Source organism: Pseudoalteromonas sp. OFAV1 (genome assembly GCF_021532595.1).
Classification (GTDB): domain Bacteria; phylum Pseudomonadota; class Gammaproteobacteria; order Enterobacterales; family Alteromonadaceae; genus Pseudoalteromonas; species Pseudoalteromonas lipolytica_C.
This window is the reverse complement of the sequence record NZ_JAKGBG010000034.1, coordinates 1-13,994: the sequence shown is the minus strand read 5'-3', so window position 1 is coordinate 13,994 and position 13,994 is coordinate 1. Positions and strand designations below refer to the sequence as shown.

Here is a 13,994-nt window from a genome sequence, read left to right as displayed (position 1 = left end):
ATGAGGAATGACTATGAGTATACAAATCAAACAACTGTTTACTAAAAAATGGCCCGTTAGCTACAGCCAATTTGTCTGGCTAGTGTCTTTATATTTAGTTATCGCTTTTAACGGCTTATTTTTATATAACGTGTTTGAGGCGGCAGCCAAGCCTGGGCATGTCGACTGGTTATTCATAATAACCGTGCCGTTTTTCTTATTGGCATTGACGGCAATGGTGCTAAGTTGGCTGTCGTTAATCACCTTTGTAAAGCCCATACTTTTGACAAGCGTGGTGCTCTCGTCACTGCTGTTTTATGCCACTTTAAACTATGGCGTGATCTTCGATAAAAGCATGTTGCAAAATGTCTTAGAAACAAATTCAGGTGAGGCATTTTCATACCTGAATGTACAAGTTATCGCTTTTATTGGTGTGCTTGGAGTGCTGCCAGCCTATTTATTTTCTCGCTTTAAGATTGTTGGCCACTTTCGCGAACGCCTAAAAAGCTTTGCGCTATTAAACCTTGCAGCTGTTATCGTTGTAGCCATTATTGCGGTACCATTTTATAAAGATTATGCCTCTGTAGGGCGTAATAACCGCCAATTAACGAGCTACATAACTCCTTTTGCATTTTACACTGCAGGTTATAAGTACTTGCGCGATAATTATTTTTATCCTCCTTTACCATTCAAAGTATTAGATAAAACACCGCATTTATTGGCTAAGCAGCAAAGCTCACTCACCATTATGGTAGTAGGCGAAACAGCACGAGCTGCCAATTTTTCACTGCAGGGTTATGAAAAACCAACCAATCAAAATACACCTAAGCTTGGGGTAAAATATTTCAGTAATGTTAGTTCATGCGGTACAGCAACCGCAATTTCTGTACCTTGCATGTTCTCTCGATTAGACCGCAACAGCTATGATTCACGTATAGCACAAAGCCAAGAGAATGCGCTTGATATCATTCAACGAAGTGGAGTTGAAGTAACATGGATTGATAATAACAGCAGCTGCAAAGGGGTTTGCGTGCGTGTTAAATCACAAACGATAGAACCGACAAAGAGCAATCCACTTTGTGATGGCCATTACTGTTTTGATGAGGTACTCGTTGATGAGTTAGCAGCAACACTTGCCAAGAGTAATGCAAAGCACCAACTAGTGGTGTTACATATGATTGGTTCACATGGGCCAACCTACTATCGCCGCTACCCAAAAAAAGACACTAAATTTTTGCCTGACTGCCCACGTAGCGATATCCAAAATTGTAGCAGCGAGCAACTCACAAACACCTATGACAATACCATTGCTTATACCGACTTAGTGCTGAGTAAACTAATCAACTTGCTTAAAGACAGTAAAGCGGATGATAAATCACTGCTATATGTCTCTGATCATGGTGAGTCGTTAGGTGAAAAAGGTTTGTATTTACACGGTTTTCCATATGCATTAGCGCCAAAAGAGCAAACTCAAGTGCCTATGCTGTTTTGGAGTAATAAGCTAGCCGATAGCCGCTTTAACCAATGTATTGAACAACAGCGTAACCATGCTTTTTCACACGATAACATTTTTGACACCCTACTTGGCTTAACCCATGTCGGAAGTACTAAATATAATCCTGAGCAAGACATTTTTTATGCTTGCTCAAAACAAAGCTAACGAAATAGAGATTTCATACTATGCAATTTGATAGCACTAACAAACCCATAGGCATTAAACGTATTCGCCTTGCATTTAAAAATTCCCAACGTGCATTCACGTGGTTAGCAAAACATGAATCTGCTTTTAAACAAGAGCTGATACTATTGGTCCTTGCCATAGCCGTGGTTTTTATCTGGCAAATTACCCTGTATGAGAAAATCATGCTGCTTGTATCTGTGCTATTTGTGATGTTTGCTGAAGTGGTCAATACGGCAATTGAAGCAGCAATAGACCGCATAGGCCTTGAAATTCATCCGTTATCAGGCCTAGCTAAAGACTTGGGGTCAGCAGCCGTACTTATTGCTCTTACAATTTGTGCGCTAGTATGGGGCGGTGTATTTGTTTACAACCTAAGTTAACTGGCTTTTTTATCATCCGGGGTGTCATTACAAAGTGCACAATGTCGCCCTTTTGATGAGTGATATAAACGGGTTGCGATAAAAATTGCCGTTGCAATAAATGACCAAAGTAACGCAAAACTCAATGCACTTTGTGTGTCGTGACCTTTAAGGATTTCTACCATAAACAATAAAATAGCCACCAGCGTGAAAACTCTAGTGGCTCTTAAAATCCAAAATTTTGTACTCATAACTTACTCCTTTAAAAAAGTAAGTGTAGTTCAAAGTAAGCAAAAACACCTAAAAACCCAAAGCAGACTCAGACAAAATCTGTACATTATTTTTAAATACTTCTAATTGCCCTGCCGGAGATTGTTCAGTACCTAGCACGATAACATGACACACATAGCGATAGCCGTTATTCATAAATGTATAAAAATGGTTACCGCCACTACCATCAAAGCTTAACGTGCCCCCTGTTATCACCAATCTTGGCTCATCCAGCATTGATTGTTCAATATCCCAAGCCGCATAGCGGTATTGATTTTCTGCCAACTCATCAATACGAATTAAATGCTTTTTTGTCTTCCAAGTTAGTATCGGCTGAGTAAATTCGCGAAGGGTTTCGTGTAAAGCTTGTTTTTGCTCTTCAATAAGCGCTTCGCGTAATGTTTTTTCTGCATCTGATTGATAGGGCACAGCCCAAATAGAGCCATCAAAGTCTAACCACAATTTGCCTGAATCAAACATAATGCCGCGCCAACCCATCATCTCCCAATCATGACGAATATTTGAGTTAGCTATCGATTCAACAAATTGCTGATCAAATACCTGCTCAAATTTATCGATAAGCATTTGCTTATTCTCAATGTCTTTAAGAGGGGCTTTACGCTGCAATGGATAGTGGACTCGTTCTGCAATCGCCGCTTTATCCCCTGCTTTAAACGCTGCAACCACAGGTTTTACTATTTTGATATGCTTTGTTGCGGCAGTAGCCCATGATGAATAAGAGCTACCAATCAGTACGATTGCACTTAACAAAACTGCTTTCACTTTAGTATCCATTTTTTAGTTTTTTAAAGCGTAACAAATTAGGGGACACGCAGTACAGCCTCAACTAAAATTCTAATTGAACTGCATCACTTTGATTACCTAATCTGTCAACGGCTATTACTTTAATTGTTGTTAATGTTTGTTGCTCTTTTTCTGTAGCAACTTTGAGCGTATGTTTATTGTTTGCATAAAGCTGATAATGCCAATCGTCACCGTATTTAAAATACACCAAGCTCTGCGTTACTTGTGGTTCATTTGCATGCTGCCAAGATAGCTCAATGTAATTTGCTGAACGTTCATATGAAACTTTAAATGGCTCAACCGCTGGCATGTCTATCCAAGGGGTTTGCGGTATTAATGCTTGGTGCTGAAACACGCCTTTTGCTAATGCATCACTCATTAATCGACTACCGTCAAGCGCCGCAACATTCCAAAAAACAGTCCCTGGCGATGCTAAAAATCCTCGGTTAATCATGATCTGATTAACCACTTCATCGACACCCGCTGTATCAAACGACCGAAGTGCGTTAATACCCGGCCATAAATGACGTTGTTTGGTGTTTTGTGTTTGCCACCAATTTACCAGCAGTGGATAACTTTGCGCGTACTGGTTTATTGGCCAGTACAATTGTGGAGTTAAGTAATCAAGCCACCCCTCGTTTAGCCATAACTTAGCATCCGCATAGAGCTTCTCGTACTGATCCATGCCACGAATTGAGTCTGGATTCTTGGGTCTGTAGATACCAAATGGGCTAATGCCAACTAACACATGGGGTTTAGTTTCTTTAACACGAGCATAAAGGCGTTTAACAAATTGATTGACCGCTTCTCTACGCCAATCTGCAACTGTTAACTTGCCGCCCGCTTTTACATAAGCCTGATATTGTAATGCGTCAGGGAAATCTTCGCCTTCATTATAAGAAGGGTAAGGATAAAAGTAGTCATCGTAGTGAATACCATCTAAATCGTAATTTTTAACAAGTTCCGTTAATGTATTTAAGGTGTGAGCAACCACATCTTGATCGGTTGGTAAAAACCAATAAGTACTATTTTTTAGTTTTACCACTTGGTCTGGCATCCGTGTGACCACAGAGTGTTCAGACACAGGGCCACCATCAGGATGGTGGGCTCGATAAGGGTTGAACCACGCATGTATCTTTAAGCCACGCTTATGTGCTTGCTCAATCCAAAACTGTAGCGGGTCATAAAATGGTGCTGGAGCTCTGCCCTGCTCGCCAGTTAAATAATAAGACCAAGGCTCACGACTACTCTGAAAGAAGCTATCTGCTTGCGGGCGTACCTGAAAAATCACAGTATTAAAGTTATGCTTTTGTAATTTATCGAGTATTTGAATCGCTTGCCGTTTTTGCTCTGTAACAGCTAACCCAGGCTCAGTTGGCCAGTTAATGTTTGCTACTGTGGCAACCCAAGCAGCACGAAACTCCCTTGCGACCTGTGGTTGGTAAATCGTACCAAGCAGTTGTTTTTCAGTATACGTTGTTTCATTTTTTGACAATAAACTACACGCACTTAAAACCAAGCACATGCTCAATAGCGATAAAATTTTTAAATACATGATCAACCTCATAAAAAAGGCACAGCAATCATGTTGCTGTGCCTTCAATTTCACTAAACTCAAATGAGTATTAGAACTTCATTTGTGCGCCAATCAAGAAGCGACGACCATAATCATGAATTGCTAATGGACGATTAGCATCTGGCATACCTGTGCTATTACCTGAAGTCGCTTTTTGCTCTTCATTTGTTAAGTTAATAGCTTGGAAAATAAGATTAAAATCTTCAGAAATGTTATAGCTAACATTTAAATCATATTGACCAAAACCATCCTTATACTGGTTTAAGCCAAGGTAATTAGTATAAAAATATTCTGAACGATATGTATAAGAAACACGGGCACTGAAAGCAGTGTTTTCATAATAAACCGTCGCATTAAAAGTATCTTCTGAGTTGTTTGGCAACACAGCTTCTTCACCTGCGGCTTTTTGTTCTGGTGTTTGCTCTAGTTCAGCATCTGAATATGTATAGTTGGTTTGAATACCAAAACCATACATAAGCTTTTGAGTGTAGTTCACTTCAAAGCCCGAATTCTCACCACCTAGGCCATTTTGAGGCTGAGTCACTAAGAAATCACGAACCTCTTCAACGCCGGTATCAGGGTCTGTCCATGTCCACTGCTTTTCAATCGTTGTATTGGTGATATACGAATCAATATCTTTGTAGAAATAAGCTAATGACAATATTGATGACTCATTAAAGTACCACTCAGCTGATAAATCATATTGAGTCGAACGATAAGGTTTTAAGTCTGGATTACCTTGTGAACCTTTACAGCCTGTTGCCGCTGCACAGTAGCCACTTTTACGCGCTGATAAAAAATCGTAGTCAGGGCGAGACATTACTTTAGCCGCAGCAAAGCGAAGCACAACATCATCCGTAAAGTCATAATTAATGTTTACACTTGGTAAGAAGTCATCGTAGCTATTTGAGCTATATACATCTTGAATATTTTCAGGCGCAAAACTACGTCCAGTGTACTCAACTGAACGAGAGTCAAGCTCTGTTTTAACCGCGCGTACGCCCATATTCCCGCGCCACTTATTGTGCTCGAACACGGCTTTGACGTAGCCAGCTGTAACGGTTTCTTCAAGGTCGAAGGTGTAGTCAAGGTGCTCATAAGGACCTGATGTTGGGCTAGTAGACGAGATCCAATCTGCATACTGGTTATTATCAAACTGCCATAAAATGCCGTCGCTAGTAGAATCGCTTGCAAACATACCCAAATTAAAGCTCTCACCTGCTGCTGACACTTTTGGATAGTTAGCTTTCATCAAACTGGCAGCTTTTGTATGCTCACGGTACTTTACACCCGCTTTAATTGCAGTGAAAAAGCCAGTGTCTAGTAAATATTCAACGTCAAACTGCGCATAAAGCTCATCAGAGTCATTGAGTATGTCATTTTTATGGTTGTAATCTAAACGGTAATCTTGTGGGCTTAAATCTGCCGATAAAGTCACATCTGGCGTACCATTTTCTAACGTAAATGACGCATTTGTATTGGCATAGTACTCTGAATAAACATCACTCACCTCACCGTCAGCTTTACTGTAACCTAGCTGACCTGTAACAGTGTAATCATCTGCTTTGTAAGTCACTTTTAAATCATGAGCTTGAGTCTTAAATTCACCACGGTAGCCCGCATTACCATAATAACCCAAGTTATTGTGTGCTGGTAAATCACCGGCGACAACCGTACCGTCAACGATAACGGGGTTCTCAATGTTAGCAATATTTTGCAGGATAAAACCGCTTGAATACGTGCCATATGATTCATGTTCTGACTTTGAATATAAGTTATTGAAAACAAAATCAAGGTTATCATTTGCAGCGTATTGGAATGTCGCTGTTGCGGTATCTAAATCGCTATCACTTGCGTAGCGGTTGTAACCCACTGCCCCTGGATAAAATTCTGCATTACCATCTTGGTTAGCATCTGTGCTGCGATATCCAAAACGTACTTCTTTACTATCACGCTGCGTTGCTGTTTCTTTGTGCACGAAGCCAACATTAAAACCAAAATCTTGGGCTTCATTTTTCCATGAATATAAACCAGACACGTATGGCTTAGTTTCATCTGCGTTTTCAAAGTGGAATGCTTTTACTGAAAGCGCTGTATAGTTAGCTTCACTATCAAGCGGTTTACGTGTTTTTACTACAACAGTGCCACCAATTGACCCCTCATCAATGTCAGCTTCAGCAGACTTATAAACCTCGAGAGTATCGACCATTTCTGCTGGTAATAATGAGTAATTAAAACCACGCGACGGGCGTGTAATTGATGCCGAAGCCGTTGCAGAAGCCACATTTTGGCCATTTAACAGCGTTATATTTAAATGAGGTGCTGTACCACGAATACTCACTCGGTCGCTTTCACCGCCTAAGTCTTTCTCTACTTGCACGCCAGGAATTCGTTGCAATGCATCTGCAACTGTTTGATCAGGAAATTTACCGATATCTTCAGCAGAAACTGCATCAACTACGCTGTTTGAAAAGCGTTTCATATTAATACTTTTCTCAACTGACGCCGCATAGCCGCGGACTTCTATCAGCTCAATATCTTCTTTTGTAACTTTCTTTTTTTCATCTTGTTGATCAGCTGCAAAGGCTGGTGCACATGTTCCAAGTAAAAGAGTTGGGAGCAATGCTTTTTTGATGCAAACAGTTAGCGTGGAGAATTTTTTATTCATGGAAATGTAACCCTATCGTTTTTTAAAAAGTGAGAGATTTTGTGACTACAAACTACATAAATGCTCTTTTGAACAACAATTGGTAACAACTTTATTGTTACATTGCGGCTACAATAGTAGTAATATTTTATAAAATCAAGATATTTTATTCTTTAAATTTTTTATATTAACAATATTAAATTCCAAGAAAGAGACAGGAAAACACCCAGCAAGCAACCTTGAGATTAAAAAACACTTAAAATCAGCAACTTATATTAATGCTTTATAAAATAGGTGTTTTTTAAGAATTGAAGAATCACATTGGCGTGTTTGTTTTGGGGAATGTTTTATTCAAGAACAAAACTAAGAATCAATGGGAATGGGCAAAAAACGCCTATAAAACAAACGCTGCTAGTGCCTATTACAAGCACATGAAATGTTAAGCACTCTTTGGAAAAATAAAACTCAGCTAACACCAGAAAATTTAATATTGAATAGTTTCTGCCTAATTAAAAAAGAGTGATGAAAACTCACCACTCGCAAACTCATCGAAGTTAAGAAAAGAGGAAATAAAACTAAATGGCCTTAACTTGCCATCGCATTGTCGACGTAATCTTCGACCATATCAGCAAAATCTTGCTCAACAATACCAAGCTCAGTAAAACACGCCTCTTTGATTTTAAACCATTCGCTTGAATACTGTTGGTGACGGGCATAATCCACAGCACTTTCTGCACATTTTAAAATGGCATAGGCCATACGTTGTTGTTCATCATTATTTTGCGCTAAAAAGTGCGTGTTATGATGGTTTAAAATAACGTGACAAAGTGGCTTAGGTAAATGCCAAGAAACAGAGATAAAGTAACCAATCACCGCGTGGTCGCACTGGTAACGTGCTTGTTCAAGGTCTGTAATCGCATGCTCTTTAGCTAGATTTGCTTGTTTAAGTACCTCGACATAATCTGTAAATTTTAATGCCATTGCGGCAATACCCACATTATGAAAAAGCCCTAAAGAATAAAGCTCATCTACTGGCATTAAAGACTTATAACTATTACCGAGCAGCACACAAGCATTAGCAACCTCAAGCGACTCATCCCAGAAGCGCTCTAGGCTTATGCAGGCATTGCCATTAAAATTTTGCTTAAGTAAGGCCATCGTTACCAACCGATTAAGCTGCTCTAAGCCTAAAAACATCGCGGCTTGGCGTATATCACTTATAGTGCGTTGCAAGCCAAACACCGGGCTGTTTATAGTTTTTAACAATAAGGCCGAAAGGCTAATGTCTTTTGAAATTAGTAGGGCTATTTTATCTAAACTTGCATCCGACTTTTGCATTTCATCAGCAATTTGGCTCAATAATTCAGGTTTAGGTGGAATATGAAAACCGCGTTCAAGCGAAACTAGGCGTTGTTCATCTAAGTTGATCATTTGCCCAAGAGCCTCCTTTAATAAGCAACGAGCAATTTAATGGTTTAGATGTGTAAAGTAGCCTAAGAGGTTTGCCTTAGTATTGTTTGAGATCAACTAGTTGCGCAGAAAGAGTATTCATTGCGTAAAAAAAATGGCATAGTAATACGTCAATTAATATGCCGCCTATTGGCTATTTACTTAGTGAGAAAGTACGCTTAGCCACTCATCAGGGTTTGCTAAAATAAACTCAAATACATCATGGTTATTTAACGTAATACGAATTCCATCAGCTGTAATTGGTAAAATACCCGCGCCTTTACCTGAACACTTATCAACGTTATTGATTTGCGATCGTGAAAATGTGTATGGACCTAGGCCTAACTCTTTGTTAAATGGCTCAAAAACAATGTCTTGCTCTGTAACTAAAAGCTTCCCATCTGCTTTTGCAACACCTGATTGAATAGTTGCCATTGATTCTTTGACTGTTTGCGCTTGCATATCCTTTACTCCACTTAACAAATGAGTGTTAGCTTACACTCAATTAAACCTTAAAATTATGTACCAACTTAAGATACAATAAGTACAAAAAAAGTACAGCGCTATTGATTTAAAATATTTTTTATGAATAGCTTATTAATCGCTTTAGATTATTTTCATGTTATTGGTTAAGGCTTTTTATTATTCACATAAAAAGCCATTCTGACTTTAGTCCATTCTTATGTGAACATAAAAAAATGCTGCTATGCTTAAAATAATAATGGGATAGATGCCTTAATCTAATGACAAAAGCGCTGCTGCAAACTAAAAAAAAGTTAAAAATGAATGCATCTATCGTGATTGCATTAGTCATATTGCTCACTTTTACCTCTTTATTCTCTTATAAAAATGTCGACTCGCAATGGCATGATTATTCTGAAACAGCAGCAAATGTTTATGTCCTTCACGACAAGCTTATTCAAAAACTAGGTTATGGTGGTTTTATTCATCATTTTAAAAACTTGGTGCTAAGAAAAAACACTGAGCTTTACCTTCCCAAAATTAAAAATGAACTTGCCACAATAAAAGACTTACTATCCAAACTCAGCGCAATAGAAGAATACGATCAAACAGCGCTTACTGACGTTACAAAAACGGTTAGTGAGTATGAAGCTAAACTCGACATTGCAATAAATATGATTGCTGAAGGCGCTACAAGTGAGCAAATCGATTTAGTGGCTAAAGTGGATGATGCTGCGGCATTAAAGGCTCTTTCAGAATTCGAAACACATATAAGTACGATACTGAAGGACAAAGGCCTTGCTATCAATAACAACTTTCAACTCGCTTACATCGTACATATTTTAACCATCATCTTACTTGCCAGCATATTGCTTGTTTACTTTAGAAAGCTTTCAAACTCTTATAAACAACAGATTGAACTCACCGAGCGTGCTTTAGAAGGCACACGAATAAAATCAGAGTTTTTAGCTAACATGAGTCATGAAATCCGCACCCCTTTAAACGGTATTATGGGGCTATTACAAATTTTACAGCCAAACATTCAAAAACCGAACAATATAGAAGTTGTTGCTAAGGCGCTGTTTTCTTGTCGATCACTACTTACCATCATCAACGATATTTTAGACTTTTCTAAAATGGAGGCGAACGAGCTATCAGTTGAACGAATAGACTTCTCTCTCTCGCGGGTCGTTGAGTCAATTAATTCTGATTTTTTGCCTGTCTGTAATGAAAAATCTATCTATTTAAAAATTGAAGTTAGTGATGATATAGAGGATTTATGGGTGGCGATCCGGTACGCATAAGACAAATACTGTTAAACCTAGTATCTAATGCAGTTAAATTCACTGAACAAGGAGGTGTAAAAGTTATTGTCAAAAAAGCTGCTCAGCGCGAGGGAATAGAATTAGATGTTATCGACACGGGTATTGGCATGAGCAAAGAAGGACTGTCTCATCTTTTCAATCGATTTCAGCAAGCCGATAACAGCATTACTAGGCGTTTTGGAGGTACAGGCCTTGGCATGTCGATTACAGTTAATTTAATAAACCGCATGGGTGGTAGTATTGATGTAAAAAGTGAACTTGGTAAGGGCACCCGTTTTACAGTGTATTTACCACTTAAGCTATCTCAAAAAGCTCATATTGATGAAACAATTACCCACATTAAAGTACCTGACTTAACAAATCAGACGGTATTAATAGCAGAGGATAACCCTTTAAACACCATGATTATTAAATCAATGCTAGGAGAAACCAATGCTGAACTACACTTTGCACAAGATGGTAAACAAGCTATAGAGTTATTTAATAAGCTCAATCCTAGGCTAGTACTTATGGACATACAAATGCCAAATATGGGGGGTATTGAAGCGTGTGCTCATATACGAAGAGTTAACGAAGCAGTTCCTATTATCGCTCTTACTGCCAATGTAATGAAAGAAAATATTATCGAGTATATGAACTGCGGCTTTAACGGTCACGTTGGTAAGCCTATTGAAAAACACCTGCTGTTTAACACGATTAATGATGTACTCGAAATTAACCAAAATGAAGGCTTAGATTAAAGTTTTCATCAAAATTCACAGCTTATTTTGCTATTTCAATAAGCTATAGATTTTCAAAAAATGGCAAATGAACTGCCCACTCCAAAACACTTATTTAACCTTTACATAACGATTGACTTACAAAAAAAGATCGCCCATAGTCATTAATCATCGGTACACATTGAACCTAATTATAAAACCAATTAGTAGCAACCGCTGCTATCAAAATTAAAATGTGGAGGGGTGCGTTATGAACCGTAAGTCTAAACTAATATACCGTATTATGTTGGCCTCTAAGTTTCATAGCCGTGACAAAGCGATTTCACTTGATAAGCTAAAACAAGGCTGTTGTTTAAGTGAGTCCGAATTGCTAACCGTTTTAAAAGAGCTTGAAATCAACCGGCTCATTAGCTGGGATCCCAGCAAATCAACTTTTCAACTATCCGCTTAAAAGCGGACCAAGCCACTGACTATTTGGTTGTAAGCAGTGGCTTTTGTTCAACACATTTATTTAATCATTTAAGTACTTTATTAGTTGCTTATTCTCAGCGAACAGCGAGAATCAACTTAATCGATTATGTAAACACAAAGTGAATACGTATGCACTTTATTGTTGCAGCTAAACGCGAAGGCTATAGTAAGGACACCTGCTGATTTTTCAATCAGCATATAAAACAAGACAACAAGGCCTTAAAATGACTCATATTACAAAAAAGTGCTTACTTATATTCATACTTTGTTTACTCGCTTCGGCGTGTACTCAAACAACAAATAGTGCCTACCAACCAAAACTCTATGTAAAGATAACGCATCCGGCATGGTCAAAAAATGCAGTGATGTATCAGCTAAATACTCGCCAGTTTACTAAAGAAGGCACTTTTAATGCCGCACAGCAACAACTGCCGCGCTTAAAGAAATTAGGTGTCGATGTTATTTGGTTAATGCCAATTCACCCTATTGGTGAAGAAAATCGCAAAGGCAGTTTAGGCAGCCCCTACTCAGTAAAAGACTACCGAAAAGTAAACCCTGAATTTGGCACACTAGATGATCTTAAAGCCTTTGTGAATAAAGCACATGACATGGGCATGTACGTTATTTTAGATTGGGTAGCAAACCACAGCGCATGGGATAACTGGCTTAGATATGAACACCCCGATTGGTACGATAGAGACTATCAAGGCCAATTTAGACCGACGCCTTGGTGGGATTGGTCTGACATTATCGACTTTGATTATTCAAAACCAGCGCTTCGTGAGTACATGACAGAGTCGATGAAATACTGGGTAAAAGAAGTCGGTATTGATGGCTATCGTTGTGATGTAGCAGGCTTTGTACCCGTAGACTTTTGGAACAATGTACGCCGTGAGCTTGATGACATAAAGCCTGTTTTAATGCTTGCTGAATGGGAATCGCGCGATTTACATGCCGAAGCCTTTGACATGACATACGCTTGGTCATGGTCTGAACACATGCGCAAAATTGTAAATGGTCATGCAGATGTCAGCGCCCTATTTATTTATTATTCATGGAATGAAAGCGCATTCCCAGCTGAAGCTTACCGCCTTGTAGGTGTTGCCAACCATGACACCAATGCTTGGGAAGGTACCATGTTTGAACATTACGGGGAGGCGCTTGAATCTGTCATTGCGCTGTCTGTAGTTGGCGAAGGCTTCCCGATGATTTACAACGGCCAAGAAGCAGGCAACGATAAACGACTCGAATTTTTCGAACGTGACTCTATAAAATGGCAAAAGCACCCTATTGGTGACTTGTATCAGTCACTGTTTGAACTCAAACATAATAATGAAGCACTATGGAATGGCCAATTTGGTGGACGCATGGTACATGTACCAAACACTGCACCAAAAGCAGTACTTAGCTTTGTTCGCGCAAAAGGCAACGATAAAGTATTTGCCGTATTTAATTTCTCGAAAGAACCAAAAACAGTCAGTTTTGAAGAGCCATTATATTTAGGTAAGTACACTGATGCTTTTTCAAAACAGCTAATAGAATTTAATGAAACAACAGAACTCACAATTCCAGCGTGGGGATTTAGAGTGTTTGTGAAATAGTTTTAAGAGCCTAGGTTCTAGGTTCTAGGTTCTAGTACTTCATCACACAAGTTCTGACTAGTTGAGGGCACCATAAGCCCTCTCAAGTTTTTCACGAGCTGATTCAACATTAAATAGCCAGTTTATACTTGTTCTTTCTTTATTCCTGCTCCATTCCCAGGCCGCGAGTTCTGTCTTTAGTTCTTCCATACTTGCTATACGTCTATCTAAACATTGCTTATTCATATTACCAATTTCTATCTCGACCATGTTCAACCAACTCGCGTGTTTTGGTGTGTAATGTAATTCTAGTTTATTTAAAATCCGGCGTGCTTCCTGTGGAGAAAATGCTTTATATAACGCTCCTTCTGTATGAGTTGATAAGTTATCTAACACAACTTTTATTTTGTTCGCATGTGGATAATGAAGATCAACTAAATCCCTCATACAATTAGCAAAGTCAATTTTCGTCTTTCTTTCTGTTGCTTTAACATGCCGCCATCCTCGATGGCGATCGAAGAATACAAATAAGTTGGCCACACCTACACGTTTATATTCATAATCTAACCGCTTAGTCTGCCCCTGCTTCATTGGTTGTGCCGGTCGAGTATCATCTACAAGTTGTTTCATCGCCTCATCAAAGTTAATTATGGGGTTTAACTCATCTGCTGG

13 protein-coding genes are annotated in these 13,994 nt (G+C 38.9%); 6 read left to right on the top strand and 7 right to left on the bottom strand.

Going from position 1 to position 13,994, the window contains the following annotated elements; translation table 11 throughout:
- The first annotated feature begins 13 nt into the window (after positions 1-13).
- Positions 14-1,639, top strand: a complete 1,626-nt coding sequence (locus L1267_RS16560; protein WP_235383482.1) for a phosphoethanolamine transferase — start codon at positions 14-16, stop codon at positions 1,637-1,639.
- A gap of 20 nt (positions 1,640-1,659) precedes the next feature.
- Complete coding sequence (locus tag L1267_RS16555) at positions 1,660-2,040, top strand: diacylglycerol kinase (protein WP_135924041.1); 381 nt, start codon at positions 1,660-1,662, stop codon at positions 2,038-2,040.
- Here the strand turns inward: L1267_RS16555 and L1267_RS16550 are convergent.
- The 6 genes from L1267_RS16550 to L1267_RS16525 all read right to left on the bottom strand — a co-directional run bounded on the left by L1267_RS16550 (position 2,037) and on the right by L1267_RS16525 (position 9,227).
- A complete protein-coding gene (locus tag L1267_RS16550) occupies positions 2,037-2,270 on the bottom strand; it encodes a hypothetical protein (protein ID WP_135924040.1) in 234 nt (77 codons plus the stop codon). The two genes, L1267_RS16555 and L1267_RS16550, sit on opposite strands and share 4 nt — an antisense overlap.
- Positions 2,271-2,319: 49 nt before the next feature.
- A complete protein-coding gene (locus L1267_RS16545; RefSeq protein ID WP_235383481.1) occupies positions 2,320-3,072 on the bottom strand; it encodes a hypothetical protein in 753 nt (250 codons plus the stop codon).
- Positions 3,073-3,136: 64 nt separating this feature from the next.
- Positions 3,137-4,648, bottom strand: a complete 1,512-nt coding sequence (locus L1267_RS16540; protein WP_235383480.1) for a glycoside hydrolase family 10 protein — start codon at positions 4,646-4,648, stop codon at positions 3,137-3,139.
- Positions 4,649-4,718: 70 nt separating this feature from the next.
- Positions 4,719-7,337, bottom strand: coding sequence for a TonB-dependent receptor (locus tag L1267_RS16535; protein WP_235383479.1), 2,619 nt, complete (start codon positions 7,335-7,337; stop codon positions 4,719-4,721).
- A 564-nt stretch (positions 7,338-7,901) separates the two neighbouring features.
- Positions 7,902-8,747: an HDOD domain-containing protein gene (locus tag L1267_RS16530; protein WP_135924036.1), complete on the bottom strand. Its 846-nt coding sequence runs from the start codon at positions 8,745-8,747 to the stop codon at positions 7,902-7,904.
- A gap of 180 nt (positions 8,748-8,927) precedes the next feature.
- Positions 8,928-9,227, bottom strand: coding sequence for a hypothetical protein (locus L1267_RS16525; protein ID WP_235383478.1), 300 nt, complete (start codon positions 9,225-9,227; stop codon positions 8,928-8,930).
- A 281-nt stretch (positions 9,228-9,508) separates the two neighbouring features.
- On the opposite strand from L1267_RS16525, the gene L1267_RS16520 reads away from it, so the two are divergent.
- The 4 genes from L1267_RS16520 to L1267_RS16505 all read left to right on the top strand — a co-directional run bounded on the left by L1267_RS16520 (position 9,509) and on the right by L1267_RS16505 (position 13,343).
- Positions 9,509-10,531: a sensor histidine kinase gene (locus tag L1267_RS16520; RefSeq protein ID WP_235383477.1), complete on the top strand. Its 1,023-nt coding sequence runs from the start codon at positions 9,509-9,511 to the stop codon at positions 10,529-10,531.
- Complete coding sequence (locus tag L1267_RS16515; RefSeq protein WP_235383476.1) at positions 10,507-11,292, top strand: ATP-binding protein; 786 nt, start codon at positions 10,507-10,509, stop codon at positions 11,290-11,292. The genes L1267_RS16520 and L1267_RS16515 overlap by 25 nt, the downstream gene beginning before the upstream one ends.
- Before the next feature lie 229 nt (positions 11,293-11,521).
- On the top strand, positions 11,522-11,722 hold the full coding sequence (locus tag L1267_RS16510; protein WP_235383475.1) for a hypothetical protein: 201 nt from the start codon (positions 11,522-11,524) through the stop codon (positions 11,720-11,722).
- 244 nt (positions 11,723-11,966) lie between these two features.
- A complete protein-coding gene (locus tag L1267_RS16505) occupies positions 11,967-13,343 on the top strand; it encodes an alpha-amylase family glycosyl hydrolase (protein ID WP_235383474.1) in 1,377 nt (458 codons plus the stop codon).
- A gap of 57 nt (positions 13,344-13,400) precedes the next feature.
- Here L1267_RS16505 and L1267_RS16500 read toward each other — a convergent pair.
- On the bottom strand, positions 13,401-13,994 hold a 594-nt coding region (locus tag L1267_RS16500; RefSeq protein ID WP_235383473.1), incomplete at its 5' end, for an IS630 family transposase.

What these genes read in the sequence shown, in the direction of transcription:
- L1267_RS16535 (WP_235383479.1), bottom strand. Translation starts at nt 7,337, where the DNA reads ATGAATAAAAAATTCTCCACGCTAACTGTTTGCATCAAAAAAGCATTG.
- L1267_RS16540 (WP_235383480.1), bottom strand. Translation starts at nt 4,648, where the DNA reads ATGTATTTAAAAATTTTATCGCTATTGAGCATGTGCTTGGTTTTAAGT.
- L1267_RS16505 (WP_235383474.1), top strand. Translation starts at nt 11,967, where the DNA reads ATGACTCATATTACAAAAAAGTGCTTACTTATATTCATACTTTGTTTA.
- L1267_RS16525 (WP_235383478.1), bottom strand. Translation starts at nt 9,227, where the DNA reads ATGCAAGCGCAAACAGTCAAAGAATCAATGGCAACTATTCAATCAGGT.
- L1267_RS16520 (WP_235383477.1), top strand. Translation starts at nt 9,509, where the DNA reads ATGACAAAAGCGCTGCTGCAAACTAAAAAAAAGTTAAAAATGAATGCA.
- L1267_RS16560 (WP_235383482.1), top strand. Translation starts at nt 14, where the DNA reads ATGAGTATACAAATCAAACAACTGTTTACTAAAAAATGGCCCGTTAGC.
- L1267_RS16515 (WP_235383476.1), top strand. Translation starts at nt 10,507, where the DNA reads ATGGGTGGCGATCCGGTACGCATAAGACAAATACTGTTAAACCTAGTA.
- L1267_RS16530 (WP_135924036.1), bottom strand. Translation starts at nt 8,747, where the DNA reads ATGATCAACTTAGATGAACAACGCCTAGTTTCGCTTGAACGCGGTTTT.
- L1267_RS16555 (WP_135924041.1), top strand. Translation starts at nt 1,660, where the DNA reads ATGCAATTTGATAGCACTAACAAACCCATAGGCATTAAACGTATTCGC.
- L1267_RS16510 (WP_235383475.1), top strand. Translation starts at nt 11,522, where the DNA reads ATGAACCGTAAGTCTAAACTAATATACCGTATTATGTTGGCCTCTAAG.
- L1267_RS16550 (WP_135924040.1), bottom strand. Translation starts at nt 2,270, where the DNA reads ATGAGTACAAAATTTTGGATTTTAAGAGCCACTAGAGTTTTCACGCTG.